23 protein-coding genes are annotated in these 26,996 nt (G+C 66.7%); 12 read left to right on the top strand and 11 right to left on the bottom strand.

The window, feature by feature from the left end; genetic code table 11:
• Positions 1-62 precede the first annotated feature (62 nt).
• The 5 genes from IHV25_RS01915 to IHV25_RS10290 form a co-directional block, all read right to left on the bottom strand.
• Entirely contained in the window at positions 63-1,670 is a 1,608-nt protein-coding gene (locus IHV25_RS01915; RefSeq protein ID WP_192533271.1) for a glycoside hydrolase family 17 protein, read from the bottom strand.
• Between the two features lie 284 nt (positions 1,671-1,954).
• A complete protein-coding gene (locus tag IHV25_RS01910; protein WP_192533270.1) occupies positions 1,955-3,016 on the bottom strand; it encodes a hypothetical protein in 1,062 nt (353 codons plus the stop codon).
• Between the two features lie 582 nt (positions 3,017-3,598).
• Positions 3,599-5,179, bottom strand: coding sequence for a glutamine-hydrolyzing GMP synthase (gene guaA, locus IHV25_RS01905; RefSeq protein ID WP_192533269.1), 1,581 nt, complete (start codon positions 5,177-5,179; stop codon positions 3,599-3,601).
• Between the two features lie 74 nt (positions 5,180-5,253).
• Complete coding sequence (gene msrA, locus IHV25_RS10295; RefSeq protein WP_197974905.1) at positions 5,254-5,751, bottom strand: peptide-methionine (S)-S-oxide reductase MsrA; 498 nt, start codon at positions 5,749-5,751, stop codon at positions 5,254-5,256.
• A complete protein-coding gene (locus tag IHV25_RS10290) occupies positions 5,748-6,188 on the bottom strand; it encodes a methionine-R-sulfoxide reductase (protein WP_197974904.1) in 441 nt (146 codons plus the stop codon). The genes msrA and IHV25_RS10290 overlap by 4 nt, the downstream gene beginning before the upstream one ends.
• 249 nt (positions 6,189-6,437) lie before the next feature.
• Between IHV25_RS10290 and queF the strand changes: the two genes are divergently transcribed.
• The 3 genes from queF to IHV25_RS01885 all read left to right on the top strand — a co-directional run bounded on the left by queF (position 6,438) and on the right by IHV25_RS01885 (position 9,469).
• Positions 6,438-6,821, top strand: coding sequence for a preQ(1) synthase (queF, locus tag IHV25_RS01895; protein ID WP_338048567.1), 384 nt, complete (start codon positions 6,438-6,440; stop codon positions 6,819-6,821).
• Between the two features lie 126 nt (positions 6,822-6,947).
• Positions 6,948-8,822, top strand: coding sequence for a thiamine pyrophosphate-dependent enzyme (locus IHV25_RS01890; protein WP_192533267.1), 1,875 nt, complete (start codon positions 6,948-6,950; stop codon positions 8,820-8,822).
• Entirely contained in the window at positions 8,819-9,469 is a 651-nt protein-coding gene (locus IHV25_RS01885; protein ID WP_242018732.1) for an indolepyruvate oxidoreductase subunit beta, read from the top strand. Before IHV25_RS01890 ends, IHV25_RS01885 begins: the two co-directional genes overlap by 4 nt.
• Before the next feature lie 293 nt (positions 9,470-9,762).
• On the opposite strand, the gene dapE is transcribed toward IHV25_RS01885, so the two are convergent.
• Both dapE and dapD read right to left on the bottom strand, forming a co-directional pair.
• The gene (gene dapE / locus IHV25_RS01880) at positions 9,763-11,001 is read right to left on the bottom strand and encodes a succinyl-diaminopimelate desuccinylase (protein ID WP_192533266.1); all 1,239 of its coding nucleotides are present in this window, start codon (positions 10,999-11,001) and stop codon (positions 9,763-9,765) included.
• A complete protein-coding gene (gene dapD, locus IHV25_RS01875; RefSeq protein ID WP_192533265.1) occupies positions 10,998-11,858 on the bottom strand; it encodes a 2,3,4,5-tetrahydropyridine-2,6-dicarboxylate N-succinyltransferase in 861 nt (286 codons plus the stop codon). Before dapD ends, dapE begins: the two co-directional genes overlap by 4 nt.
• Positions 11,859-12,271: 413 nt before the next feature.
• On the opposite strand from dapD, the gene IHV25_RS01870 reads away from it, so the two are divergent.
• Entirely contained in the window at positions 12,272-12,802 is a 531-nt protein-coding gene (locus IHV25_RS01870) for a GNAT family N-acetyltransferase (protein WP_192533264.1), read from the top strand.
• A gap of 385 nt (positions 12,803-13,187) precedes the next feature.
• Here the strand turns inward: IHV25_RS01870 and IHV25_RS01865 are convergent, their stop codons facing one another.
• Positions 13,188-14,006, bottom strand: coding sequence for a 2-oxoacid:ferredoxin oxidoreductase subunit beta (locus IHV25_RS01865; RefSeq protein ID WP_192533263.1), 819 nt, complete (start codon positions 14,004-14,006; stop codon positions 13,188-13,190).
• Positions 14,003-15,763, bottom strand: a complete 1,761-nt coding sequence (locus IHV25_RS01860) for a 2-oxoacid:acceptor oxidoreductase subunit alpha (protein WP_192533262.1) — start codon at positions 15,761-15,763, stop codon at positions 14,003-14,005. Before IHV25_RS01860 ends, IHV25_RS01865 begins: the two co-directional genes overlap by 4 nt.
• A 369-nt stretch (positions 15,764-16,132) precedes the next feature.
• On the opposite strand from IHV25_RS01860, the gene IHV25_RS01855 reads away from it, so the two are divergent.
• The 3 genes from IHV25_RS01855 (at position 16,133) to IHV25_RS01845 (ending at position 18,403) form a co-directional block, all read left to right on the top strand.
• Positions 16,133-16,321: a YfhL family 4Fe-4S dicluster ferredoxin gene (locus IHV25_RS01855; protein ID WP_192533261.1), complete on the top strand. Its 189-nt coding sequence runs from the start codon at positions 16,133-16,135 to the stop codon at positions 16,319-16,321.
• 217 nt (positions 16,322-16,538) lie between these two features.
• Positions 16,539-16,895, top strand: coding sequence for an avidin-fold protein (locus IHV25_RS01850; protein ID WP_192533260.1), 357 nt, complete (start codon positions 16,539-16,541; stop codon positions 16,893-16,895).
• A 629-nt stretch (positions 16,896-17,524) separates the two neighbouring features.
• Positions 17,525-18,403 carry an N-formylglutamate amidohydrolase gene (locus IHV25_RS01845; protein ID WP_192533259.1) on the top strand — a complete coding sequence of 293 codons (879 nt, stop codon included), beginning with the start codon at positions 17,525-17,527 and terminating at the stop codon, positions 18,401-18,403.
• Positions 18,404-18,458: 55 nt separating this feature from the next.
• Here IHV25_RS01845 and IHV25_RS01840 read toward each other — a convergent pair whose 3' ends face one another.
• Complete coding sequence (locus tag IHV25_RS01840) at positions 18,459-19,055, bottom strand: helix-turn-helix domain-containing protein (protein ID WP_192533258.1); 597 nt, start codon at positions 19,053-19,055, stop codon at positions 18,459-18,461.
• A gap of 612 nt (positions 19,056-19,667) precedes the next feature.
• Between IHV25_RS01840 and rpmI the strand changes: the two genes are divergently transcribed.
• The 5 genes from rpmI to IHV25_RS01815 all read left to right on the top strand — a co-directional run bounded on the left by rpmI (position 19,668) and on the right by IHV25_RS01815 (position 24,741).
• Entirely contained in the window at positions 19,668-19,865 is a 198-nt protein-coding gene (rpmI, locus tag IHV25_RS01835; RefSeq protein ID WP_192533257.1) for a 50S ribosomal protein L35, read from the top strand.
• A 49-nt stretch (positions 19,866-19,914) separates the two neighbouring features.
• Positions 19,915-20,271 (top strand): 50S ribosomal protein L20, encoded by a 357-nt coding sequence (gene rplT / locus IHV25_RS01830; RefSeq protein WP_192533256.1) that lies wholly within the window; start codon positions 19,915-19,917, stop codon positions 20,269-20,271.
• 153 nt (positions 20,272-20,424) lie between these two features.
• Complete coding sequence (gene pheS / locus IHV25_RS01825; RefSeq protein ID WP_420825407.1) at positions 20,425-21,510, top strand: phenylalanine--tRNA ligase subunit alpha; 1,086 nt, start codon at positions 20,425-20,427, stop codon at positions 21,508-21,510.
• On the top strand, positions 21,507-23,909 hold the full coding sequence (gene pheT, locus IHV25_RS01820; RefSeq protein ID WP_192533255.1) for a phenylalanine--tRNA ligase subunit beta: 2,403 nt from the start codon (positions 21,507-21,509) through the stop codon (positions 23,907-23,909). Before pheS ends, pheT begins: the two co-directional genes overlap by 4 nt.
• Positions 23,910-24,285: 376 nt before the next feature.
• Complete coding sequence (locus IHV25_RS01815; RefSeq protein ID WP_192533254.1) at positions 24,286-24,741, top strand: NADAR family protein; 456 nt, start codon at positions 24,286-24,288, stop codon at positions 24,739-24,741.
• 220 nt (positions 24,742-24,961) lie between these two features.
• Here IHV25_RS01815 and rpoD read toward each other — a convergent pair whose 3' ends face one another.
• Positions 24,962-26,962, bottom strand: a complete 2,001-nt coding sequence (gene rpoD, locus IHV25_RS01810; protein WP_192533253.1) for an RNA polymerase sigma factor RpoD — start codon at positions 26,960-26,962, stop codon at positions 24,962-24,964.
• Positions 26,963-26,996 lie beyond the last annotated feature (34 nt).

Here is a 26,996-nt window from a genome sequence, read left to right as displayed (position 1 = left end):
GTGCGCGCGGCCACTCCGTTCCCGCTCTCCCGGCTGGCCGCGTCCCCGTTCACGGGAGCCGTTCAGCGGCTCCGGGACAGGGCGCTGCGGAACCGGCTCCACTCGAGGGCCATGGCGGGCCGGCACGCGTACCCGAGCGCCAGGCACACCCCCGCCCATGCCAGGGCCTGAAGGTTCCAGGGCGAGTCAATTCCCAGAAGTCCGAAGATCACAATCCCCAGGCCCAGCCAGGCCTCGGTGGGGCCCTGCCGGTCGGCGTCGGGGCCGGTGTCCGGCTGCGAGCCGGTGTCCTCCTCCCGGCTCGGCAGAAGAAGGGTCAGGGCGGGGAACAGAAAGCCCAGGGTGAGGAAATCCCGGTAGCGGCCGTCGATCCCCATGGCCAGCGCCGCGTATCCGGCCATGCACAGGACCGCAAGACGCCACAGGCGCCGGTGGCGCGGTGATAGGCGGCCCCCGGTCAGCTGATAGAGGGCCAGCACGCTTCCCGCAAGGGCGAGGCTCCACAGCAGGACCGCGCGAAGCTTGCCGCCCAGCCCGTAGGAGAACTCCAGGGCCTGAACCCCGAACAGGTACAGAACCGTTCCGGACAGGGTTCCCGCAAGCGTCACCAGGACCCAGTAGCGGTTGCGCATGCTCCGGCCGCCCAGGAAGGCCATGGGCAGGAACAGTCCCGCCGCCAGGCCCGAGAGGCTGGCGCCCAGTCCGCGCTCCCAGTGGGGCCACTCATAGACCGGGCCGGCCATCGGGAACTTGGGGGCCCGCGCCGCGTCCAGGACGCCCCAGGAGCCGCCAACGGTGCCTTCCTGGCGTCGCTTCCAGGGCTGGTCTATGGCCTCGATGATGTTGTAGCGCACATCCGTGGTATGGGCCCAGGCGGCAAACTCCCGCAGGAACGTGGCCTGGTTGACCACCGAGGGAACCGCCTGAGCCCGGGCGCGTCCGGCGGCGGGCCACCCGATCTCGCCGATCTGGACCGGCTTGTCCGGGAACAGGGAGCGGGCGTGGTCCAGGGTCTCGCGGGCTTTGGTCCGGGCGGCCTCCACGTCGACCGGGTGCTCGTCCTCCCAGTAGGGCAGGATGTGAACCGTCACCCGGTCCACGGCCTCGGCCACCTCGGGGTTGCGGACCCAGAAGTCCAGGACATCGGCGTAGGTGACGGGCAGGCTGGTGTTCTGTTTCACCGTGCGGATGGCCTCAATCAGGCGCGCGGCGGTCATGTCCCGGCGCAGGAGCACCTCGTTGCCCACCACGATGACCTCGATGGTCTCGGGGTAGGTGCGGGCAAGATCCAGGGCGCTGGCAATTTCGCGGTCGTTTTCCTCGGGGTCGTGCCCCAGCCAGATCCCCAGCCAGGCCTTCATCCCCGCCGCATGGGCCTCGGGAATGACGTCCCGGTTGACGCTCCGGGAGGAGTACGTGCGCACGCAGTTTGTCAGGGTGTGAAGGCGCTCCAGATCCCGGGCGATGAGCCCCTCGGGCAGGCGGTAATGCTCGCCCGCAGGCAGGGTGTCCCCGTTGGACGGGGTGTACGACACGCACTGGACCCGGCGGTCCGGAGCCTCCACGATCAGGTGCGGGCGCCCCAGGATCATCCAGAACAGAAGTGAGAAGGCGATGCACGAAAGGATGGCGAAGAGAGCGACCGGCGAGCGGGGAAAGGCAGTGCGCATGAGACCCTCAGGAGTGGGGCACCGGGAGGCGAACCGGCGCGAAACCGGGTCCGTATGGCGTGGGGCCCCTGGAGGCTCGCTTCCCCCTCTGCCGGACCGCCTCGACGGCGTTCCGGATCCGGGGCGTGCAGGCCGGAGGCGTGAGCTGGAACTATGCGCGCTCCGGTCGGGGACGTCAATTCCCCCGCCCGAAAGGGGCGAGGGAGGGGAGAGGCGGTTCCCCGCCATGACGACGATGAGCTGTTCCAGTTCTGCCGGAGGCACTGTGTGCCCATTCCCAATCCCTATTTGCGCCTGCTCGACCCGCGCTCTTGCCACGCTTTTTCGACGATCTCAGGCCTGTTAGCCTCCTTTAGTAATCTCAGAGCATTATCCGAATATCGCCAATATTTCTGTGACTTAAAAACGAATATATGGAGGTTGGCCGGATTGTCGTCTATGCGCAGGTAATCGCGGAGAGCTTTGGCCTTGGGAATTTTTAGATCCAGCTTTTTTGCCAATTCCGAAGGGCTGAGATGGTATTTTTTTTGCAGATCCACCTCACGAATAGCCGCAGCTCCTTCTGGGTCATCGCCAGATATGTAGCGAACTCCCGGGGCATTTGCCGCCTTGGTAATTCTTACACGAACCGTTGGGCCTTCCCCTGTGATATCCGTTGACAAGGTCATCAGCCGTGGAAACACTTTTTCTATGGGTTCGCCTTGCTTGATAGCTTCCTCAATGCGGTCCAAATCGCGTTTGGAAATTGCTACTTCATCGCTGACATGCGCTTCCATTGCTAGAAGCGATGAGATTCTGCCTCTGGCTTCGCCTCGTGCTCTCCGTCCCGGGGCGAGCAGATTTCGAATTTGTTCGTATTCACGATTAAGCAACATAGAAAAATCGGTAATTGGTTGAGTGGAAAGGGGGAGGACCCGTGTCGGAAGGTTGTCGGCGAGTGTATCCTCAAAGTGTTCTGTCAGGATTTCATCCAATACAGTGATCAATGCTCGCGCATTGATATAAAGGGTGTCTTCTGCGACCACGATCATCCAGTGTTGGGCTTGGTCGCGCATCGCGTCAATAACTCGAATCGCTCCGGCTTTCTCACTGCTTACCCACCCTTTAGATTGAGCGATGTTCAACGCTTTCTCAATGCCAACTGAGATGCCTTTTTCCTTGTCAAAGACGTCTACCCCCTTTTGAACGAGCAGTGCTTTGATCAGCATTTCACTGGCATGCTGGAGCATGATTAATACGGCTTCGGGGCGGCCATCGTCATGGTGGCTATTGAAAGCTTCCAGTCCCCGCTTTAATGAAGCAATAGATTTTATTTTAAGCGTTTTAGCTTCTCTTTTAAGTTTCAATTTAACCTCTTTTTGTCTCTTGCTATAGATTCCTGATGCGCTTCTGTGTTCATGCATAGGCGGTAGTAACATTAAATTATATTAATTTTTTACAGTTTATCTTTTCGGATATGACGTTTTTTATATACTTTAATCATTATCAGGTCTTCGAGCGCAATAATTAAATTAAAAATAATCAATGTACTTTGATTAGGGAAATGTCAAGGGCGTCATCCTAAGTCGCAAGTGAGCCTGAAGCATTTATCTCCATTATCGGAGGGTTCGTCTTTCGGCTGTATCAACTTGTCGGACGGTAACCGCACTCTTCGGGCGGAGCAAGGGGTGCTTGAGCGCCGACCATGAGTTCGTCTCGGTCGGTTCTTTTTCGCTTCTGGTACAGGCCTGACACGAAAAAAGCCCGCAGTGGTGCGGGCTTTTTGTCGTTGGATATTGCGGTGTCCGGCCGGGTGGCGCCGGGTCAGCGGCTGTCCATGCCGGTGGCCGGGTCTCTGCCACCTTGGCTCTGTCGTGACGCATGCCTTATTCGGTCACCGCGTCACGACAGTATCCGGGCGGACTGCGGCCGGGCCTTGACGGGCCGTCTTACTCCCACTCGATGGTTCCGGGGGGCTTGGAGGTGATGTCGTAGGTCACCCGGTTCACGCCCCGCACCTCGTTGATGAGGCGGTTCGAGACCCGCGCCAGGAACTCGTGCTCGAACGGGTAGTAGTCGGCGGTCATGCCGTCGGTGGAGGTCACCGCGCGCAGGGCGACGGCGTACTCGTAGGAGCGGGCATCGCCCATGACCCCGACGGTGCGCACCGGCAGCAGGACCACGAAGGCCTGCCAGATGGTGTCGTAGAGGCCCGCCGCCCGGATTTCCTCCAGGTAGATGGCGTCGGCCTTGCGCAGCAGGTCCAGGAGCTCGCGGGTGAGCGGCTGGCCGGGGATGCGGATGGCGAGGCCGGGTCCGGGGAACGGGTGGCGCCCCACCATGGTCTCGGGCAGGCCGAGGGTGCGGCCAAGGGCCCGGACCTCGTCCTTGAACAGGTCGCGCACGGGCTCCACGAGGGCCATGTTCATGCGCTCGGGCAGGCCGCCCACGTTGTGGTGGCTCTTGATGGTGACCTGGTTTCCGCCCGCGAACGAGACGCTCTCGATCACGTCGGGATACAGGGTGCCCTGGGCCAGGAAATCGGCGCCGCCGACCTTCTTGGCCTCTTCCTCGAAGACATCGATGAAGGTGGCGCCGATGATCTTGCGCTTTTTCTCCGGGTCCGTCTCACCCTCCAGGCGGGAGAGGAACAGGTCCGAGGCATCGCGGTGGACCAGCTTGATGTTGAAGCGGTCCCGGAAGACGGAGACGACCTCGTCCACCTCGCCCAGGCGCATCATGCCGTGATCCACCAGGACGCAGGTCAGCTGGTCGCCGATGGCCTCGTGGATGAGGGCCGCGACCACCGAGGAATCCACGCCGCCGGACAGGCCGCAGATAACGCGACCCTTGCCGACCTGTGCACGGATGCGCTCGATGGCCTCGTCACGGAAGGCGGCCATGGTCCAGGAGCCGGAGCAGCCGCAGATGCCGTGGGTGAAGCCTCGCAGCAGGCGGGCGCCGTCCGGGGTGTGGACCACCTCCGGGTGGAACTGGACGCCGTAGAAGCGGCGGCGCTCGTCGGACACGACCGCAAAGGGGGCGTTCTCCGAGGTGGCCACGACCTGGAACCCGGGGGCCAGGGTCTCGACCCGGTCGCCGTGGCTCATCCAGACGGGCTCGCGGTCGCCGGGCTTCCAGACGCCGTCGAACAGGTCGCTGGGGGCGGTGACCGTGACGAAGGCGCGTCCGAACTCGCGCTTGTCGGCGCTGACGACGGTTCCGCCCAGTCGGGCCATCATGATCTGCTGTCCGTAGCAGATGCCCAGGACCGGGATGCCCATCTCGAAGAGGGCGTCCGGCGGGCTGGGGGCGTCGGTGGCGGTGACCGAGCCCGGGCCGCCCGAGAGGATGACCCCCGCCGGGGCAAAGGCCGTCAGGCTCTCCGGGGTGACCTTGTTGAACGGATGGATCTCGCAGTACACCCCGCTTTCCCGCACGCGCCGTGCGATCAGCTGGGTGACCTGGGAGCCGAAGTCGACAATCAGAATACGATCACGGATCGTGTCCGCGTGCTGGGTAACACTCATGGGGCCGGCTGTCTTTCCTTCCGGGGGGACTGGTGGTCGGGCACTTTACTCCGATTGGCCGGGCGACGGAACCCCTATTGGCGGAAGCGCCTCACGGGAATATGGCAGCCGCGCAGGGGATGTTTCGCCAGGTAGTTCTGGTGCTCCTCCTCGGCGCGCCAGAATGGGGCGCGGGGCTCCAGGGCGGTGGCGACCCGGTAGCCCGAGTCGGTGAGGAGCCGGACAAGCTCGCGCCCGGCCTCGTGCTCGGCCTCGTCGGCGTAGAACAGCACCGAGCGGTACTGGGTGCCGATGTCCGGGCCCTGGCGGTTCAGCTGGGTGGGGTCATGGAACTCGAAGAAGGCCTTTGCCAGGTCCGCGTAGCTGACCCGGGAGGGATCGTAGGTGACGCGCACGGCCTCGGCGTGGCCTGTGGTTCCGGTGCAGACCTGCCGGTACGAGGGGTTGGGCACGTGCCCGCCCGAGTAGCCCGAGTCCGCATCAAGCACCCCGTCCACCGAGCGGAACAGGTGCTCGAGGCCCCAGAAGCATCCTCCGGCAAAGATGGCGGTTTTGGGCTGGGGTGTGGTCATGGCCGGGCCCTCCCCGAGGAGGTGCCGGGCGTCAGGTCGTTAAGATCCTTGAGGCCGGGAAGGGGCTGACCCTTCGGCACAAAATAGAGGGACGCGGAGTTCACGCAGTGGCGCACGTTTTTGGGGGTGAGCCGCTCGCCCTCGAAGACGTGGCCCAGGTGGCCGCCGCAGCGGGCGCACAGGATCTCGACGCGCCGGCCGTCCCGGTCGGGCTCGCGCCGGACCGCGCCGGGGATCTCGTCGTCGAACGCGGGCCAGCCGCAGCCGGAGGCAAACTTGTCGTCCGAGCGGTAGAGGGGCGCTCCGCACGCGCGGCACACATAGGTTCCGGCCTCGCGGGTGGTGTCGTAGGCGCCGGTGAAGGGGGGCTCGGTCGCCTTGTCAAAGAGCACCGCCCGTTCAAACGAGGACAGGGGAGGCAGGGTGTCGGGGGTCATGGCTGGGGTTTCCCTTCCGGTTCAGGGGACGCTCAGCGCCAGGCTCCGGGGGTGGCCCCGCGGCGGACCGGGGGCGTCGGGGGCCCTGACGCTGTCCCTCTGAGATGGAGACTCCGGAATGCCGCGTAAAGGGGAGGAATGTTGGCGTCCGGCGCTTGCGCGATTGCCTTTTCCGGCACAAATAGCTATGACAGCATCCGACGGTTTTCTGGTGCCCGTATGCGGGCCCTCTCTGACCGGGAGCAGGATTTGAGCACTTCCTATGAGTTCAGGGCGCTGGGTCGCCGTGTGGACGGTCCGTCCCGCGACCTGGAGACCTTTCCGGCCCCGGCGGGCGTGTCCACCGTCACGTTCTCCACCGATGAGTTCACAAGCTTCTGTCCGGTCACGAACCAGCCGGACTTCTCCTCCGTCACCATCGAGTACGTGCCCGACGGCCTGTGTCTGGAGAGCAAGAGCCTGAAGCTGTATCTGTGGAGCTTCCGGGACGAGCCCGCATTCTGCGAGGCCCTTGCGGCCCGCATTGCCGCCGATGTGAAGGCGGCCTGTCGTCCAAAACGCGTTGAGGTGACCGTGGCCCAGAAGCCGCGCGGGGGACTGGCCCTTGTGGCCGTGGCCCGCGAGGAGGGATGAGCCCCGCGAAGTATGCAGGACCGGCGGCCGGAGGAGAGAACCCGCCGCTCTTTTTGGAAAGGGACAGGGTACGCGCAGGTGTTTCGGCACAGGAAACAGCTCCAGGCCCCTGCTATGGTGAGAAACATGATTGATCCAAGTGCTGCGCCAGCCGGGACCCGGCTGCTGTATTCGGGCAACGAGGCCGTTGCCCGGGCGGTCTGGGAATCGGGAGTACGGCTTGCGACCGCCTACCCCGGCACCCCCTCCACCGAAATTCTCGAGACACTGGCCCTCTACCCCGACCTGACAGCCCAGTGGGGCGTCAACGAGAAGGTTGCCCTCGAGGCGGCCATCGGCGCGGCCCTTGCGGGCGGGCGGGCGTTCTGCGCCATGAAACACGTGGGCGTCAACGTGGCGTCCGACGCGCTCATGAGCCAGACGCTGGCGGGCATCAACGCCGGCCTGGTTCTGGCAGTGGCCGATGACGTGGGCCTGTCCTCGTCCCAGAACGAGCAGGACAGCCGCTACTGGGGCCGTTTTGCGCACCTGCCGGTCATCGAGCCCGCGGACGCCCAGGAGGCCCTCGCGTTCACGAAGATGGCCTTCGAGATTTCCGAGCTGTTCGGAACGCCGGTCATCTTGCGCATGACCACCCGGGTCTGCCACGTGAAGACCCTTGTGGAGGTCGGCGAGCGCAAGGAGCCGCAGGAGCGGTCCTTCATCCGCGATCCGCGCCGCTGGGTCATGCTTCCGGTCCATGCCCGCGAGATGATCCCCCGCCAGTTCGAGCGGGAAAAGGCCCTGTCCGCTTTCGGGGACACCTCCGAGCTGAACACGGAGTTCCCCGGCTCCGACCGGTCCATCGGCATCGTGTCCAGCGGCCCGGCGGCCCTGTCGGCCCGGGAGGCGGCTCCGGACACCCCGCTGCTGAAGCTTGGCTTCTCGTGCCCCCTGCCGCTGGAGCGGATCCGCGCCTTTGCGCAGTCCGTCGACCAGGTTCTGGTGGTCGAGGAGACCGAGCCCCTGATCGAGAACGAGCTGAAGGCGGCCGGTCTGGCCGTCCATGGCAAGGACGTGCTGCCGCGCACGGGCGAGCTTTCGGTGCCCCTGATCCGGTCCGCCGTGGCCCGCCTGAAGGGCGAGCCCGAGGTGGCGTCCGAGGCGTCCGAGGCCGCGCCCTCCCTGTTCCCGCGGCCGCCCACCCTGTGTCCGGGCTGCCCGCACCTGTCGCCCTTCTACAGCCTGTCGAAACTGCACGACAAGGTCATCGTCAGCGGGGATATCGGCTGCTACACCCTGGGCGCGGGCCAGCCCTGGCGCTCCATGGACCTGTGCACCTGCATGGGGGCATCCCTCTCCATGGCGGGGGGGCTGTCCGTGGCCAAGGGCCCGGGGGACGAGGACAAGTCCATCGTGGCGGTGATCGGCGACTCCACCTTCCTGCACATGGGCCTGCAGGGGATGCTGAACCTGGTGTACAACAACGCCAACGTTACGGTCCTTCTGCTCGACAACCGCTCCACCGGCATGACCGGCGGGCAGGAGCATCCGGGCACCGGCTACAACCTCTATGGCGAGACCACGCCGCGGGTTGACCTGGTGGGCCTGGTCAAGGCTCTGGGCGTGCCCGAGGACCGGGTGTTCGAGATCGACCCCTACGCCCTGCCCGAGATGTACAAGACGCTCCGCAACGAGACCCGGCGCGAGGGCGTGTCGGTGATCGTCACCAACCGACCCTGCGTCCTGACCTCCCGCCACAAGGCCGGCGGGGCCCTGACCGTGGACGAGGACCGCTGCACCGGCTGCGGCAACTGCCTGGCCGTCGGCTGTCCCGCCATCGAGGTGGTCCGGCGCGAGGAGCGTGTCCTGGCCTCGGGCAAGACCCGCGAGCTGTCCTTTGTGCGCATCGACAGCGCGTTTTGCACCGGCTGCGGCGTGTGTGCCGAGGTCTGCGGACCGAAGGCCATCCAGCCCCTCGCCCAGGTGAAAGCGGGCGCTCTGGAGACGGAGGGGGCATGAGCACGCTGGCAGACCGCGCGAGCGGATCGGAAAAGGGGGCCGCCATGACGGACCGGGTAACGAACATCCTTCTCACGGGCATTGGCGGGCAGGGCGTCCTGACCGCCGCCGAGCTTCTGGCCGCCACCGCGGTGGCCGAGGGCTTCGACGTGAAAAAGACCGAGGTCGCGGGCATGGCCCAGCGCGGCGGTGTGGTGACCTCCCACGTGCGCATGGGGCAGAAGGTTCTGGCCCCGGCCATCGCGCCGGGCGAGGGCGACTTCCTCATCAGCTTCGAGGTGGCCGAGGCGCTCCGCGCGGCGCCCATGCTGCGCAAGGGCGCGACCATCGTGGTCAGTGATCTGGTCATGAAGCCGCCGGTGGTCCACCAGGGCCTGTTCCCCTATCCGGACGATCCGGTGGCCGAGCTCCGGCGCCAGGGCTGGGCGGTCCGGGCGATCCCGGCCCGGGCCATTGCCGAGCGTCTGGGCAACGTGCGCCTGATCAACACCATCATGCTGGGCGGGCTTTCGGACCTTCTGCCCTTCGAGGGCGCCATCCTGCGGGCCCAGGTGGTGGACCGGTTCCGGGTGCGCAAGCCCGCGCTGGCCGAACTGAATGCCCAGGCGTTTGACGCCGGGCGGGATGCCTGCCTGGCCGGGGTCTGACCGGCCCCGGTGTCCGGCCGCATGCGGTCGGGGCCTCCCCTTGTGGACATGGAAAACGCCGCCGGGCTCGGGCCGGGCGGCGTTTTTGTATGCCTGCCTGCTGTTGTGTGCCCCGGTGCGGGCGGCGGAGCCGCTCCGGTCTCCCGGTCCGTCCCCCGCCGCCTGAGCGGGTGAGGGGGAGGGCGATCCTCCCCCCGATCCGGTCGGGCCGAAACCGCGGCCCGGACTTGCGCCTGGGGGCGGGGCCGGGGCGTGCCGTTTTCAGGCGGCCCCGGACCCCGGAGGATCCGGGCTCAGGCGTCCTCGAAGTAGCGCTTCAGCACCTCATCGTAGATCCGGGTCAGCTGCTCCAGGTCGTCCACAGCAACGGACTCGTTGGCCTGGTGCATGGTGCGCCCGACCAGTCCGTACTCCGCCGTCGGGCACAGGGTGTTGATGAAGCGGGCATCCGAGGTTCCGCCGGAGGTCGAGTACACCGGGCGCTGGCCGCCGATCAGCTCGGCCGCGTCGGCGATCATCCGGGCCAGTCGCTCGGGCTTGGTCAGGAAGGCCTCGCCGCAGACCGAGGTCTCCATGCTGAAGAAATCCTCGCGGCCCTCGCAGGCCTCGAGGCAGCGCTCCCGCAGCCAGGCCTCCAGCGAGGCGCCGGTGTGCAGGTCGTTGAAGCGGATGTTCAGCCGGATCAGGGCCCGGGACGGAATGACGTTGGTGGTGGTGTTCCCCACGTCGATGGACGTCACCTGGAGGCTGGACGGCTGGAAGTGCGGCGTGCCCCGGTCCAGGGGCTGGGCCGTCAGGGCGGCCGCCAGCCGGATGGCCCGGTGCACCGGGTTGTTCGCCCGGTGGGGATGGGCCACGTGGCCTCCGGTGCCGTTGACCGTGATGGTGACGTTGATGGATCCGCGCCGGCCGACCTTGATCTCCTGCCCCATCTCCGTGGCGTTGGTGGGCTCGCCGATCAGGCAGTGGTCGAGGGTGACGCCGTTGTCCTTCATCCACTTCAGGATGGCCAGGGTGCCGTGGACCGCGGGGCCCTCCTCGTCGCCGGTGATCAGCAGGGCGATGCGCCCCGTGCCCGGAAACCCGGCGGGCTGGCGGGCCAGCGCCGCGATGAAGGCCGCAATGCCGCCTTTCATGTCGGCAACGCCGCGCCCGAAGATATGGCCGTCGCGCACCTCGCCGCCGAAGGGGTCGGCGCTCCAGCCGTCTCCGGCCGGGACCACGTCCGTGTGGCCCGCGAAGCCGAAGGCGGGGCCGCTGGTGCCCCGCACGGCGAACAGGTTGTCCACCCGGGCGTCCTTTCCGGTGGCGCCCTCGACGCCGGAGGCAATGCGCGTGCAGGTGAAGCCCAGGGCCTCCAGAGCGCTCTGGACCACGTCCAGGGCGCCGTCATCCACGGGGGTGACGCTCTTGCAGGCCACCAGGGCGCGCAGCACCTGGACCGGGTCCGTCAGGTCTCCGAACGTCCAGGCCGGCGCCGGAGCCGTCCCGGCGTCGGTCCGGCCGGGGGCGGGGAGGGTGTCTGGGGTCATTGGGGCACTCCCGGGATATCGCGCAGGATGTCCGTCAGGGACGTCTTGGAGCGGGTCCGCTCGTCAACGCGCTTGACGATCACAGCGCAGTAGAGGGACGGGCCGGGGCTGCCGTCCGGCAGCGGACGACCCGGCATGGAACCGGACACAACGACCGAGCCCGCCGGGACGCGGCCCATGAAGACCTCGCCCGTCTCCCGGTCGATGATCCGTGTGGAGGCGCCGATGAACACGCCCATGGACAGGACCGACCCCTTCTCGACGATGACGCCCTCGGCCACCTCGGCCCGGGCTCCGATGAAGCAGTCGTCCTCGATGATGACCGGGCCGGCCTGGAGCGGCTCCAGAACGCCGCCAATGCCCGCGCCCCCGGACAGGTGCACGTTCTTGCCGATCTGCGCGCACGAGCCCACCGTGGCCCAGGTGTCGATCATGGTGCCCTCGTCCACCCGGGCGCCCAGGTTCAGGAAGCAGGGCATCAGCACCGCGCCCGGAGCCACGTAGGCCGAGCGGCGCACCACGCAGCCGGGAACCGCCCGGAAGCCCGCCGAGCGGAAGCGGTCCGCGTCCCAGCCCTGGAACTTCGAGGGCACCTTGTCCCACCAGGCGCCGTTGCCGGCCCCGCCGGGGATCAGGTCCATGTCCGTCAGCCGGAACGACAGAAGGACAGCCTTTTTCAGCCACTGGTGGACAACCCACTGCCCGTCGATCTTCTCGGCCACCCGGAAGGTGCCGCTGTCCAGACCGTCGAGGGCGGCCTCCACGGCGTCGCGGACGGATCCGGTGGTCTCGGGGGAGAGGGTATCGCGGGCGTCCCACGCGGCTTCGATCGTCTTCGAAAGGGATTCAGCGCTCATGAACAGGTTCCGAAAAATGGGGTCAGGGGTGCGGCGCGCACCGTGGAATTTCTCAAGATGGCGGGCCGTGAAGAACAAGTCAACCGCTGGCGGAGGGGGAGCCGGGCGGGGCGCCACCGGAGGCTTCCGGTGTGCCCTGCGGGAGCGCTGGCGGGCCGAGGCAGGCGGGGCGTTGGGGCGGCGGCGGCGGTGTTGTCCTCGTCCCCCCGGCGCGGGTGGCGGGGGCGTGGGCTGCGGGGCGGGCTGCGGCGGGTGGCCCGGTCCTGTGCTCCACGGTCCTGTGCCGCCGGGTCCAGTCGGGCAGTGGCGGGGGCGGCGGGCGGTGCCCTTCTGAAAGGATTTCTGGATGCACGCGCCTATGGTAGAGTAACTCGTTTTCGCACCCAGCCCTCAACAGAGAAAAGGTCTGCTCCATGTCCGTCACCATCCGCAAGGCATCACGCCGGGACGTCCCCGCAATCCAGGAGGTGGAGATGGCCTCCCGGGCCCTGTACCGCGATGTGGAGGGGCTGGAGTTCGTGGCCGGCGATTCCCGGGTTCTTCCCGGCGAGGCCATGGAGCAGCTGGCCGAGGACGGCCGCATTTTCCTGGCCGACAAGGGCGGGCGTGTTGCGGGGTTCCTGTGCGCGACGCCGATGGACACCTCCCTGCACATCTGGGGGGCGGCTGTTGCGCCCCACTTCGGGCGCTCGGGCATCGGTCGCAGTCTGTTCGAGGCGGCGGAGGGCCATGCCCGGTCCCTGGGTCTGGGCAGCCTGACGGTGACCGCGTTCCGGGAGGTGCCCTGGAACGAGCCGTTCCTTGAGAGCCTGGGCTACATGACCCTGGACGATGCGCTGCTGGATGAGCGGCTGAGGCACACCCTGGACGCGGAGGCCCAGAGCGGGCTGCCCCGGGAGCGTCGGGTGGCCATGATGAAGGTGCTGCCGCGGCGCGGGGGCTGATCCCCCGGCGTTGGGTGTTTGCACCCGGGAGGTCGGAGGGGCTCTGTGGTGCCGTCCGTGAGATCGTCGCTGGGGGCGGGCGGGGCTGGTGCCCCGATTACGGGTCTTCGTCACGTGGGACCGTCCGGGGCCCTACAGGGTGTTGTCCTCCGATACCGGGTGCCCTTTCCCCGGCCCTGGTTTTCGCGCCCGTGAGGCCCGGTGGGGCCGGTGCCCCCATCACGGCTTTTCGTCACGCCTCTCCGCGGCGCTGGACCGTCACACCTTTCCGCCACGCGGAACCGTCCCGTGCCCCCACAGCGCATTTCCGTCACACGCTTCCGTTGCTCATACAGAAAGGGCGGGATCCCAGGATCCCGCCCTCCCGTGTACGCCGGATGGTGCGTCAGATGGCGAAGTCCGCCTCGATCTCGGCCATGGAGGCCGGAGCCGCCGTCATGGGCGTGTAGGGCGGGCGCGGATCCACAAAGAGAGTGCCGGTGGCGAAGCCGTCGTCCTCCAGCAGGCGCTGGAAGGCCTCGGCCCGGTTGGACGTGGGCGTCCACTCCTGATGGACCCGGTCCTTGTAGCCGCGCTGCTCGGGTCGGTAGGTCACGCAGGGCGACAGGACGTGCACCAGGGAGAAGCCCTTGTGGGAGATGGCCTCCTCGATCTGGCGGGTCAGCTCGGCCAGGTCGCCGGTGAAGGCGCGTGAGACATACGACGCCTGCGCCGCCAGGGCCACTTCCAGGGGCTGGATGGGCGGGATGCTCGGTCCCTCGGGGGTCAGCTTCGAGCCGCACCAGTCCGCCTCCGAGGTGGGGGAGGCCTGGCCCTTGGTCATGCCGTAGACCGAGTTGTCCATGACGATGTAGGTCATGTCCACATTGCGCCGGCACGCGTGCAGGAAGTGGTTCCCGCCGATGGAGAAGCCGTCGCCGTCGCCGCCGGCGGCCAGAACCGTCAGGTCCGGGCGGGCCACCTTCACGCCGCTGGCCAGCGGCAGGGCCCGGCCGTGGATCCCGTGGAAGCCGTAGGTGCTGGCGTAGGCCGCAATCCGCGACGAGCAGCCGATACCCGAGATAAAGGCCACGTTCTCCTGTCGGATCTTCAGGTTGGCGAGGGCGCGGGCAATGGCGGCAATGACCGAATAGTCACCGCAGCCGGGGCACCACACGGGCTTCAGGTCCGACCGGTAGTTCTTGGGGTCAAATTCCGTGTTCATTTCGTGTCTCCCATGTCCCGGCTGGTTGCGGCGGTGACGATCTCCTGCGGGCGGATCGGGACCGGGCCCGGGCGGGCGCAGGAGACGACCTCGGCCTCGAAGTCGAACGTGGACTTGAGGTAGGCCAGGAACTGACGCGAGTGGTTCTGCTCGATGACCAGGACACGGCGCACGCCCTGAAGGGCACGCTTCAGGTCTTCGGTGCGCAGGGGCATCAGAAGCCGCAGGGCAATCACCCGGACGGGAACGCCCCGTGCGCGCAGCGTCTCCGCCGCCTCGCGGGCCACGCCGGTGAGGGAGCCGAACGTCAGCAGGGCAATCTCGCCCTCGCCGTCGATGTCGGCCCAGGCGTCGCCGTAGTCATGGGCCTCGATCTTGCGGGCGCGCTTGTCCAGCTGGTCCTGGTGGTCGCGGGCCTGGGTGGACGGGCGCCCCAGGGGCGAGTGCTCCAGACCGTCGGCGGTGTAGGCGCAGCCCTTCATCCCCGGGATCGCCATGGGCGAGACCCCGGAGTTCGTCACCGCGTAGCGCTGGTAGTTTGGCGTGTTCTCCGAGGGCACAAGGCGCTCGGTCTTCTGGGGCGAGGCCTCCAGGGGCTCGATCACCGCCTGGGCCTGGCCCATGGCCTGGTCCGTCAGCATGATGACGGGGGTCTGCATGGCCTCGGCCAGCTGGACCGACCACTGGCCCGTGAACAGGCAGTCGCGGATGTCGGTGGCCGCGGTGACCACGTGGGGCGCGTCGCCGTGCAGCCCGAAGAGCGCAATGTTCAGGTCCGACTGCTCGGACTTGGTGGGGATGCCTGTCGAGGGGCCGCCGCGCATGACGTTGCAGACCACCAGGGGGATTTCAGCCGCCACGGCCAGGCCCAGGGTCTCGACCATCAGGGACAGGCCCGGGCCGGAGGTCGCCGTCATGGAGGGGATGCCTGCGAAGGAGCCGCCCACCACCATGTTGATGGAGGCCAGCTCGTCCTCGGCCTGGACCAGGGCGCCGCCGACCTTCGGCAGGGCGCCGGCCAGCCACTCCAGAACCTCGGTGGCGGGGGTGATCGGGTAGGCCGCGCAGTAGCGCACGCCGCCGCGCAGGATGCCAAGGCCCGTCGCGGCGTTGCCCGAGAGCAGCCAGCGGCGGTGTTTCCCGTTGTCCGGGGCCGGAGCGGAGCAGCCGCAGGCCAGGTCCGCGATCTCGGGGGCCTCGGAGCGCACGGCCGTCGCCGCGCCCATGCCGGCCCGCAGCGTCTGGAGGCTGATGTCGACAACCTCCTGGCTCTTGCGTCCCAGGGAGGCCTGGATCGCCTCCGCAACCACCGCCTCGTCAAAGCCGGCCAGGGCCGCGGCCAGGCCCAGGGCAATCATGTTCACGCGGCCACCGGGGACCGTGTCCGCCAGAGCCTTCAGGGGCACAAACGCAATCTTCGGTGACTTGGCCACAATGACCGGGGGCACCTCCCCCTGGTCCGGGTCAGCGATGACCAGGCTGTTCTCATCAAGGGGAATCTCGTCGGCGAACCGCTCAATGTTGCCCCAGTCCACCGCCACGAGCACCGAACAGGTGTCGCCAAGGCTGGAGACCGGCGCGGTCCCGATGCGAAGAATGGCAGCGGACTCGCCTCCGCGGATCTGGGGGCCCAGAGAGCGCACCATAAGGCCATAAAGCCCCGATCGGGCCGCGGCATCCAGAAGGATCTGCCCGGCCGTCATCACTCCCGCGCCACCCGATCCCGTCAGGGCGAGTGAAAAGCATGTTTTCGCCATATAATCGCCTTTTTGGTTGAAGACTATTTGAACAGCCCGCTCCCCCCCGAAATGAGCCGGGGCCGGCAGGCTGGTGCGACTGGAAAAGTGCCCTACTTTACGTGACAGGCCTTCCCGCGTCCACGCAAAATATTCCCGGTTGTTATAACCTGAGGAAGACGCGCTGCATAGGTGTCCCCTGCGAGAGTTCTTTTTTTTCGCATGACGCTTGGTTGCGTCCGTTTTTTCTGTTAGAGGAACGGACTGGCAAAGGGTCTGAATGCGCAGTAACGCTTGGTCCGGAGCCCCTCGTCTGCGTGGTCTGCTGTGAGCGACCGCAAGCAATCACGCCAAGCTTCCTAAACGTAACAGGTTTCAGGAGTAATCCTAATGGTTCTTAAGATCAGTGATGAGTGCATCTGCTGTGGTGCGTGCGAGCCCGAGTGCCCCAACGATGCCATTTCCCAGGGTGACCCGACGTTCGTGATCGACCCCGCCAAGTGCACCGAGTGCAAGGGCCACTTCGACGAGCCCCAGTGCGTTCCGGTCTGCCCGGTGGATTGCATCCACAAGGGTTGAGCCGTCCGTCCCGCCCCCAGCGCGGGCCGAGTGTGATCGGCGGCAGAGATGGAGACCCGGAACCGGACAGCCGGTTCGGGGTCTGGCGCCGATTCTCAAGGTTGGGGGCCCGGTCCCCCTCAGAAATTTCCAGTCCCGCGCGCGTCCCGGTGTGCGGGACTCTTTTTTGTCCGGCTGGTATGCTTCCCGTATCCCCCTCGTGTTTGGGAGCAGGGTCATGACGTTTGCGCTGAGCTATGACGGCCGCCGCTTTTGCGGTGTGTCCAACAGCGAGACCGGCGAGGTCTCGGACCAGACCGTTTTCCACTATTTCCAGGACGGCGATATCCTTCGGGCCGACTATGCCGGAGGGGATGTGCTCCGGGGGACCATGATTGGTCTGGTCCTCCCGGATGGTGGCCTGGAGTTCCACTACCAGCACCTGAACCGGGCACGGGAGGTGCGCATCGGCCGCTGTGTGTCCCGGCCCGAGATCCTTCCGGACGGGCGCATCCGTCTTCACGAGAGCTGGCAGTGGCTGGACGGGGACCGGCAGACGGGCACCTCGGTGGTCGAGGAGTTGCCCGGATCCTGAGCCCGGGCCGGCCGATCTCGTTCCCCGTCCTTTACCGTTGCCCGTACCATTGCCCGTACCATTTGCCCGGGGCCGGGCTCTGCATGGGCCGCATGGGGCTGGGCCATGGGCGGACCCGCGCCGGACAGGTCCTGGCGCCTGTGCCCCTGTGTCGGCCGACCCGGAGAGGGACGCCCCGCGCCGGGCATCCTGCGTCCGCTGTCCGGGGACTCCGCCTGGGGGCGCGTTCCGTGACGGAGGATTTCATTTGGGCGCCGGGCCTCCCCTCCCACACGGTTTCGGACGCATCCGCCGCCACGGGGCCGGGCTCTGCATGGGCTGCATGGATCTGCGCCACGGACGGACCCGCGCCGGGCATCACGCACCCTCCGGCCGGACGCGGTGCCGGGGTCCGGGTTTCCCATCCCAGAGGTGTTCTATCGACCCCAAAACGCCCTGTTTCGGGGTGCCTGTCCCCCTGTTTGATCGCAATGATTGCAACTTCGGCTCAGTCCGGTCTTTGGGCTTGACCCGGCCATGACTCGTAAACCATCCTTCCACCTGCCGGGGTGTGGGTGGCGGATTCTCGGGATATTCCCCGGTGGCTCCGGTCGCTGGCGGGTTCCCCGAAGTCATTTTATACTGAGGGCATGGACGTGGACATCAACTGTAGCAGCCCTTTTGAAGCCCCGTTTCGTCTGAGCGAGCCCGATCGCCAGACCCTGCCGGTTGTTGTGGCCTCGCCCCATTCGGGCACCCTGTTCCCCGGGCACTTTCTCGAGCAGACCCGCCTGGACGCCGAGACCCTCAGGCGTTCCGAGGACTCCTTTGTTGACGACCTGTTCGGCGACGCGCCCTCGGTGGGGGTTCCCCTGCTGAGCGCGGTCTACTCCCGGGCCTATCTGGACCTGAACCGGGAGCCCTACGAGCTGGACCCGACCATGTTCTTCGGAGACCTGCCCCGCTACGTCAATACGGCGAGCCCCCGGGTCGCCGCCGGTCTCGGGACCATTGCCCGGGAGGTCTCCGAGGGAACGGAGATCTATTCGGAAAAGCTGACATTCTCCGACGCCGAGAACCGGATCGAGGCCCTCTATCGCCCTTATCACCAGTGTCTGGTCTCCCTGATTGACCGGACTATCCTGCGCTTCGGGTACTGCATTCTGGTGGACGGCCACTCCATGCCGACCTGGGAGGAGGGGCCAACGCCGGACATCGTCCTTGGCGACCGGCACGGCCGGTCCTGCTGTCCGGACCTGACGGCTCATATCGAGAGCTTCCTGACCCGCGCGGGGCTGTCGGTCGTGCGCAACACGCCCTACGCGGGCGGCCACACCACCAGCTTCTATGGGGCTCCCGGCCAGGGGGTCCACGCCATCCAGATCGAACTGGCGCGAAAGCTCTATATGGTGGAGAGCGACCACACCGCCCTTCCGTCGCTGAAGGCGTTGCGGGCCCTGATGGGGCGGCTGGTTCGGTCCATCGGCGAGTTGCCCGACACGGTGTTCCTGCCCTCAAAACCGGCCTGACCCCGGAGAGCCCGGCCGTGCGGGCCGCTTGCGATGCGGTTGGGCGCCGGCCGGTTCAGTCCTTGCGCCGGGGCAGTATGGCGCTCCAGAAGTCGCCTTCGTCCTCCGGGCCTGTGCCCGGGGTCTCGCTGGAGGCTTCCTTTGCCGCTCCTCCCTGATCCGCCGGGAATGTGTTCCGGGTCTGGCGGGCGGCCTTTGTCGCCTCCTCCTCGTCGGCGCAGATCGTGATGAAGTCAACAAACCCCTGACGCGCCCTGGGAGGCGCAGACCAGAACGCGTTACACAGCTCCAGGGTATCCGCCCGCGAGGCCGGGTCGTCCACCCCCGAGATGAAGGACAGTTTCTCGGCGTCTCTCTGCGCCCGAGGTACGGCGCGGTTGATGTCGACACCCTCCATATCGTCGAAGAAGTAGTCGATAGAGACGCCCATAATACAGGAGAAGTGCCAGATCCGGCTCGCGCTCAGGCGATTGAGTCCGCGCTCGTATTTTTGGACCTGCTGAAAGGTAATGCCAACGGTGTCCGCAAGCTGCTGTTGGCTCAAGGCGAGCACTTTTCGCCGCGCTCTCAGTCGGCGACCAACCTCGACGTCAATCGGATCCGGATTGTTACTGGTATAGGCGCGTGTACGGTTAGTCTCTTCTTTTTTCATGTGAACCTCTAATCCCCGTTTTTCCATCGGTTTCGTCTCGAACCGTACCGTGTCATTTAGACACGAGCGTACCGTGAATGTCCAGCGGGTTTGTAATGTAAACGCATAGCCCGTAAGGGTTTTGACGCTCTGGAAGGATTTGAGTTCCAATTTTTACATCGAATATACTCCATTCTCTGGTAATTTCCCTCTTGAGTTGCCGTGGCCTCGGGGGCGGGGATTCGCCGCGTGGACCCTGACTACTGGTCTTAGTATTCGTTTGAGTATTTGGTTGAGTAATGTTGGCATTGCAACGCTAACGTCGTGTGTTGTTCACGAAGGGCGTCCCGACAGCGGGGCACTCCCGCCCTGTCAGGGCTCGCTGCGTTCGATCCGGGGCTTGCTCCCCGGTGCCCCAATCGTGTCCGGCGCCCAGGCCGTGCCCGGTGGATCCGGCCAGCGCCCCTCTGTCCCGATTGAGGTCTTGCGTCCGCGGCGGATCAGTTGTATAAACCGCCCTTCGCAAAAAACGGGTGGCGCGGCGAAAAAGGCGCAGTTCTGTGCCTTGGGCATGCCCAGTCGCCCCATGTTCTGGAACCAGGCGGGTTATCCGCCGTTATCAGGGAATCCGAAATGCCCAAGATGAAGACGAAAAGCGCCGCAAAAAAGCGCTTCAGCCTTACCGGCACCGGCAAGGTCAAGGTCAAGGTCGGCTACAAGAGCCACCTTCTGTCGAACAAGGGTACCAAGATGAAGCGCCAGGCACGCGGCACCTTCATTCTGAAGGATTGTGATGCCCGTATCGTCAAGAAATATCTGCCCTACGCCTGAAGTGTCTCCCTCGGGAGCTTTCTGGACGACAGCTTAAGGAACCAAGACCATGTCTCGCGTCAAAAACGCCAAGACGAACCACGCTCGTCACAAGAAGATCCTCGACCTTGCCAAAGGGTTCCGGGGACGCAACTCCACCTGCTACCGCGTTGCCATCGAGAAGGTTGAGAAGAGCCTTCAGTATGCGTACCGCGACCGCCGCAACAAGAAGCGCGACTTCCGCGCCCTGTGGATCCAGCGCATCAACGCCGGTGCCCGCCTGCACGGCCTGACCTACTCGCGCTTCATTGACGGCCTGAACAAGGCTGGCATCGAGCTCGACCGCAAGATCCTTGCCGATCTGGCTGTCCGCGAGCCCGAGGTCTTCGCCACGCTCGTGAAGCAGGCCCAGGACGCGCTCAAGTAACCTGCTGCGCTCCCGAGGCCCTTCGGGCGCCTCATGAGACCGGACCGGCGGACTGGCCCTGCCAGGCACCGCGGACGGTACAGGAACACGCACAAGCGGGGGTCGCCACGGGAGCGACCCCCGCTTTTTTATTCTGGCTGGAATGGAAGAACGATGGACGGTCTGGAAAACGCGAACGTGCTGCGCGACGATCTTCTTCGCGCCATAGGGGACGCCGACACGCTCGACACGCTGGAAAGCCTGCGCGTCGCCGCCCTCGGGAAAAAGGGGAGCATCACGGCTCTCATGAAGTCGCTTGGGGGCATGGATCCGGAGGCCCGCAGGCAGGCCGGGCAGGCGCTCAACGTCATCAAGGACGAGGTGGCCGAGGCCCTCGACGCCCGCAAGACCGTCCTGGCCCGCGCGGCCCTGGACACCCGTCTTGAGGCCGAGCGCCTGGACATGACGCTTCCGGTTCGTCCGGAAAGCCGCGGCGCCATCCACCCGGTCTCCCAGACCTGGGAGGAGGTCGTGGCCATCTTTGCCCAGATGGGCTTCGACGTGGCCGAGGGTCCGGACGTGGAGGACGACTTCCACAACTTCACGGCCCTCAACTTCCCGCCCGGCCACCCGGCCCGGGAGATGCACGACACCTTCTTCCTGCCGGAGCGCGAGGACGGCACCCGCCACCTGCTGCGCACCCACACCTCGCCGGTGCAGATCCGGACCATGAAGGCCCGCAAGCCGCCCCTGCGGATCCTGATCCCCGGGCGCACGTACCGCTGCGACTCCGACATGACCCACACCCCCATGTTCCACCAGTTCGAGGGTCTGGTCATCGACAAGGCTACCCACTTCGGCCACCTGAAGGGCTGCCTTCAGGAGTTCGTCGAGGCCTATTTCGAGGTGGACGCCATTCCCATGCGTTTCCGTCCCTCGTTCTTCCCGTTCACCGAGCCCTCGGCCGAGGTGGATATCGGGTGCTCCCGCAAGGACGGCACCCTGAAAATCGGCGCGGGCGACTCGTGGCTGGAAATCCTGGGCTGCGGCATGGTGCACCCCAACGTGCTGCGCTCGGCGGGCTACGACCCCGAGGAGGTCCAGGGCTTCGCGTTCGGCATGGGCCTCGAGCGCATTGCCATGCTGAAGTACGGCATTCCCGATCTGCGCACGTTCTTTGAAAGCGACCTGCGCTGGCTGCGTCATTACGGTTTCTCGGCGCTGGACGTGCCGACGGTGCAAGGAGGGCTCTCCCGATGAAATTCACCCTTGGCTGGCTGAAAGAGCACCTGGACACGGACGCCGGGGCCGCCGCAATCGCCGAGCGCCTGACCTCCCTGGGCCTCGAGGTGGAGTCCGTTGACGACCCCTCCGAGGCGCTGAAGGACTTCATCGTCGGGCACGTGCTCGAGGCCGGACCCCACCCCAACGCCGACCGCCTGCGGGTCTGCAAGGTGGACACGGGGACCGAGGTTCTGCCCGTGGTCTGCGGCGCCCCCAACGTGCGCACGGGCCTGAAGGTGGCCTTCGCCCGGGTGGGCACGGTGGTCCCCGTCAGCGGCGACAAGCTGAAGAAGGGCAAGATCCGGGGCGAGGAAAGCCTGGGCATGATCTGCTCCTCCCGGGAGCTGTGCCTGGGAGCCGACCATGACGGCATCATGGAGCTGGCGGATGACGCCCCCACCGGTGCGCCCCTTGCCAGCGTCCTGAACGTGGAGCCGGTGATTGACATTTCCGTCACCCCGAACCGGGCCGATGCCCTGGGCGTGCGCGGCATCGCGCGGGATCTGGCGGCCTCGGGCCTGGGCACCCTGAAGCCCGATCCGGTGGCGCCGGTTACGGGCACCTTTGCTTCGCCTGTTGGGGTCTCCATTGATCACGACGTCCGCGAGAGCGGGGATTGCGCCCAGTTCCTGGGCCGCTACTTCCGCGGCGTGAAGAACGGGCCCAGCCCCCTGTGGCTCCGGGAGCGTCTGGAGGCCGTGGGCCTGCGTCCCATCAACGCCCTGGTGGACATCACCAACCTGGTGAACCTGGACCGGGCCCGGCCCCTTCACGTCTTTGACGCCGACCGCCTCTCCGGTGACATCCGGGTCCGCTACGCGTCCGCGGACGAGACCCTTGTGGCCCTGGACGGCACCGAGCCCCGGCTCCAGCCGTTCATGGTGGTGATTGCCGACCAGGACAGGGCCCTGTCCGTTGCGGGCGTCATGGGGGGCGAGGACACCGGCTGCTCCGAGGACACGGTCAATGTGTTCCTGGAATCGGCCTACTTCCGTCCCGACAGCATTGCCCGGACCGGCCGCACCCTGGGCATGGAATCGGACGCCCGCTATCGCTTCGAGCGCGGTGTGGATCCGGAAAACGCTCCGACCGGTATCGACGTGGCCACCCGCCTGATCCTGGATCTTTGCGGCGGCGAGGTCAGTGACATCGTGATGGCCGGGACGTCGCCCCGCTGGGAGCGGACCATCTCCCTTCGCGTGGCCCGGGTGGAGGCCATCGGTGGCATCCGCGTCGAGCGCGCCCGCATGGTCGCCATGCTGGAGGCCCTGGGCTGCCGCGTCACGGACACGGGCGGCGACACCCTGGAGGCCAGCCCCCCGTCCTGGCGTGTGGACCTGAACATCGAGGCGGACCTGATCGAGGAGATCGTCCGTCTGCACGGGTACGACAACGTGCCCTGCGTGCCGCTGCCCCGCCCGCCCATGCCCGCTCCGGTTCTGACGCCGGCGCAAAAGCGCATGGTCACGGTCAAGCGCCTGCTGGCCTCCCGCGGGCTGTACGAGGCGGTGACCTGGTCCTTCCTGCCCCGGGACTGGGCCGATGCCTTTGGCGGTGTGCCGGACTCCCTGGTCCTGGCCAATCCCATCAGCGCGGACCTGGACACCATGCGTCCGTCGGGGCTGCCGAACCTGATTGCCGCGTGCGGCCGCAACGCCACCCGGGGCTACCCGGACCTGGGCCTGTTCGAGGTCGGTCCGGCGTTCCATGGCGGCGAGCCGGGAGAGCAGTTCCTGTCGGCGGCGTTTGTGCGCGCGGGCAACGACGGCCCCCGCACCTGGCAGGCGGCGGCCCGTCCGGTGTCGGCGTACGACATCAAGGCGGACCTGTTTGCGGTTCTCGAGGCGGTCGGGGTTCCCGTGTCCAGCCTTCAGCTCAGCGCCGATGCGCCCGAGTGGTTCCACCCCGGCCGGTCGGCCCGGGTGCGTCTGGGCAAGGCGGTTCTCGCGGTGTTCGGCGAGATCCATCCGGCGACGCTGGAGCGTCTGGACGTGCGCGGTCCGGTGGTGGGTGCCGAGATCAATCTTGATCTTCTGCCCCTGCCCAAGGCGCGCCCGGGCAAGGCCCGCCCGGCTCTGGCCCTGTCGGCGTTCCAGCCGGTCAGCCGGGACTTCGCGTTCGTTCTGGACGCCTCGGTCCCCGCCGAGAGCGTCCTGGCGGCCGCCCGCAAGGCGGACCGGGAGCTGATTGTCGATGCGGCAGTGTTCGACGTCTACCAGGGCACGGGCATGGAGCCGGGGCGCAAGTCGCTCGCGGTGTCCGTGACCCTTCAGCCCCGGGATGCGACCCTGACCGAGGCGGATATCGAGGCGGTGTCCCAGAAGGTCGTCGCCGCGGTCCAAGAGGCCACCGGCGGCACCCTGCGCGGCGCCTGATCGACCCCACTGACCTGACCCATGAGCGGCCCGGGCGCACCAGCGCCCGGGTCGTTGCGTTTGGGGGGGCGTGATGTCTCTCCCCAATGCTCACACGGTTTGGCCCGACCAGCGTCGCGCCGCGTCGTGCTGGCGCCCGGGGGGCGGACGGATTGGATGGATTTTGCGTCGCGTTCGCGAAATCCCCAAAAATGCCGTAAGTTTTACCTCCGGAGTCTGCTACATTTTTCCCGACGCGCGGCCGGCCGGCCCGTGCCCGGATCCCGGGGCGGGCACCGTCCGCAGGGCCCGGGTCAGCAGCCCGGCCCGGGCGCCCGGTGTGGGCTCCGGCGCGTGCGTCGTGACGGAAACAACGGACAACAGGAGGAAAGATCCGATGACGAACGGTGATGAACCGGTGATGTTTTACCGGGTGGGAGACCCCTACGATTTCCTGTCCAATTTCTCCGAGTACGCCCTTCATCTCGACGGCAAGCACTGGCCGACGGTGGAGCACTACTATCAGGCCCAGAAGTTCCTGGGCACGCCCGATGAGGACGAGGTGAGGCAGGCGGAGTCCGCCCTCCAGGCCGCGATCATGGGGCGTGAGCGCACCCGCCCCCTGCGCGCCGACTGGGACCAGGTCCGGGATTCCATCATGGAGCGGGTCGTTGCGGAGAAGTTCCGCCAGCATCCGGATATCGCGCAGAAGCTGCGGGACACCGGAACCCGCCGACTGGTCAAGCACACCAAGGGAGACGCCTACTGGGGCGACGGCGGCGACGGCAGCGGTCAGAACCGGCTGGGGGAAATCCTGATGCGCCTGCGCGATCGCCTGAACGCCGAGGGCTAGCCCCGGGACGGATCCGCGTGCCCCGGCTGTCGGGGCCCGGTCCTTGCCCCTGCCGCATCCGCACACCAAAAAACCCGGGACAGTCCTGTCCCGGGTTTTTCTCGTTTCGGGCCGTGAGCCCTGTCTGTATCTGCCTGCTGCCTGCCGGCCGGCTTCTCTGTCCCGATGGCTCGTGAGCTCGGAGCCGGGTCCGGGCGCTGGCGCCCCGTCCTTTGGGGCGTCAGCCGTCCAGGAAGCTGCGGAGCTTGCGCGAGCGCGACGGGTGCTTCAGCTTGCGCAGGGCCTTGGCCTCGATCTGACGGATACGCTCGCGGGTGACCGAGAACTGCTGCCCGACCTCTTCCAGGGTGTGGTCCGTGTTCATGCCGATGCCAAAGCGCATGCGCAGAACCCGCTCCTCGCGGGGGGTCAGGGAGGCGAGCACGCGGGTGCAGGCCTCGCGCAGGTTGGCGTTGATGGCGGCGTCCAGCGGCTGGACGGCGTTCTTGTCCTCGATGAAGTCGCCCAGGTGGCTGTCCTCCTCGTCGCCGATGGGCGTCTCGAGGCTGATGGGCTCCTTGGCGATCTTCAGAACCTTGCGGACCTTCTCCAGGGGCATCTGGAGCTTTTCCGCCAGTTCCTCCGGCGTGGGCTCCCGGCCGATCTCGTGAAGCATCTGGCGCGAGGTGCGCACCAGCTTGTTGATGGTCTCGATCATGTGGACCGGAATGCGGATGGTCCGGGCCTGGTCCGCGATGGAGCGGGTGATGGCCTGCCGGATCCACCAGGTGGCGTAGGTGGAGAACTTGTAGCCGCGGCGGTACTCGAACTTGTCCACGGCCTTCATCAGGCCGATGTTGCCCTCCTGGATCAGGTCCAGGAACTGGAGGCCGCGGTTGGTGTACTTTTTGGCGATGGAGATGACCAGGCGCAGGTTGGCCTCGATCATTTCCTTCTTGGCGCGGGAGGCCTCGCGCTCGCCCTTCTGGACGGTGGAGACCACGCGGCGGAACTCGGGAATGGGCAGGGCGGCGGTCTCGGACAGGTCGGCGATCTCGCCCCGGATCTCCAGCACGTCGGCGCCGTAGCGCGACAGGAACTCCGCCCAGTTCTTGCCGGGCAGGCGGGCGATGTCGTCAATCCAGGTGGGGTCGACCTCGCGGCCCATGTACTTGGTCAGGAAGTCGGGGCGCTTGATCTTCGCGCGCTCGGCCAGGCGCACCAGGCGCCCCTCGAGGGTCATGAGCTTCTTGTTCAGGGCGGCCAGCTGCTCGACCAGCTGCTCGATCCGTGCCGGGTTCAGGTGCACGTCGTCCATCAGCTTCACCAGTTCCTGGCGCAGCTTCTCGTACTTCTTCTCGATCGGGCTTCCCGGGGGCTCGCCCTTGGCCAGGGCGGCGAGGCGCTGCTCCTGAACCTTCTTCAGCTTCTCGTAGGTGCTGGCGATTTCCTCGAAGGTGGCCAGCACCCGGGGCATGAGCTCCTGCTCCATGGCGGCCAGCGGGACGTTGACCTCCGGGTCATCCTCTCCCGCGCCGGGGACGCCGTCCTCGGCCTCCTCGTCCTCTTCCTCACCCTCACTGTCCGACTTGCGCGCGGCGGGCTCGGCGTCCTCGTCGATCTCGTCCATGCCCTCCTCGTCCTCGGGCACCACGGCGCCCGCGCCGTAGGTGGCGTCCAGGTCGATGATGTCGCGCAGGAGCATGCGCTCGTCGATCAGCTCGTCGTGCCATCGCAGCAGGGCCCGGATGGTCAGCGGGCTTTCACAGATGCCGCCGATCATCATCTCGCGCCCGGCCTCGATGCGCTTGGAGATGGCGATCTCGCCCTCGCGGGACAGCAGCTCCACCGAGCCCATCTCGCGCAGGTACATGCGGACCGGGTCATCGGTGCGGCCGACCTCGTCCTCGCTCACGTTGCCCTGCACGGTGAGCTCGCGGGATTCCGGCTCCTCGTCATCGTCATTCGAGGCCTGGGAGAAGGACTCGGCCTCCTCCTCGGCCTCGATGAAGTTGATCCCCATCTCGGAAATCTGCGCCATGGTGTCCTCGATCTGTTCAGAGGACAGGTCATCCGGCGGCAGGGCCTCGTTCAGTTCGTCATAGGTGATATATCCCCGCTCCTTGCCCCGCGCGATCAGCTTGCGCACGTTGGCATTCAGGGAGTCCAGAAGCGGGCCTTCAGCGGCGTCATCCTCTCGGGTCTGGCGGGCTTCGGCCGGGCCGGCGACTTTGGTGGCCATGGGTCGTCTTCCTTCATCAGTGGGGACGGCGGCC

Origin of the sequence: Phaeovibrio sulfidiphilus (genome assembly GCF_014861485.1) — a bacterium.
GTDB lineage: Bacteria > Pseudomonadota > Alphaproteobacteria > Rhodospirillales > Rhodospirillaceae > Phaeovibrio > Phaeovibrio sulfidiphilus.
This window is presented reverse-complemented; position numbering and strand designations above follow the sequence as displayed.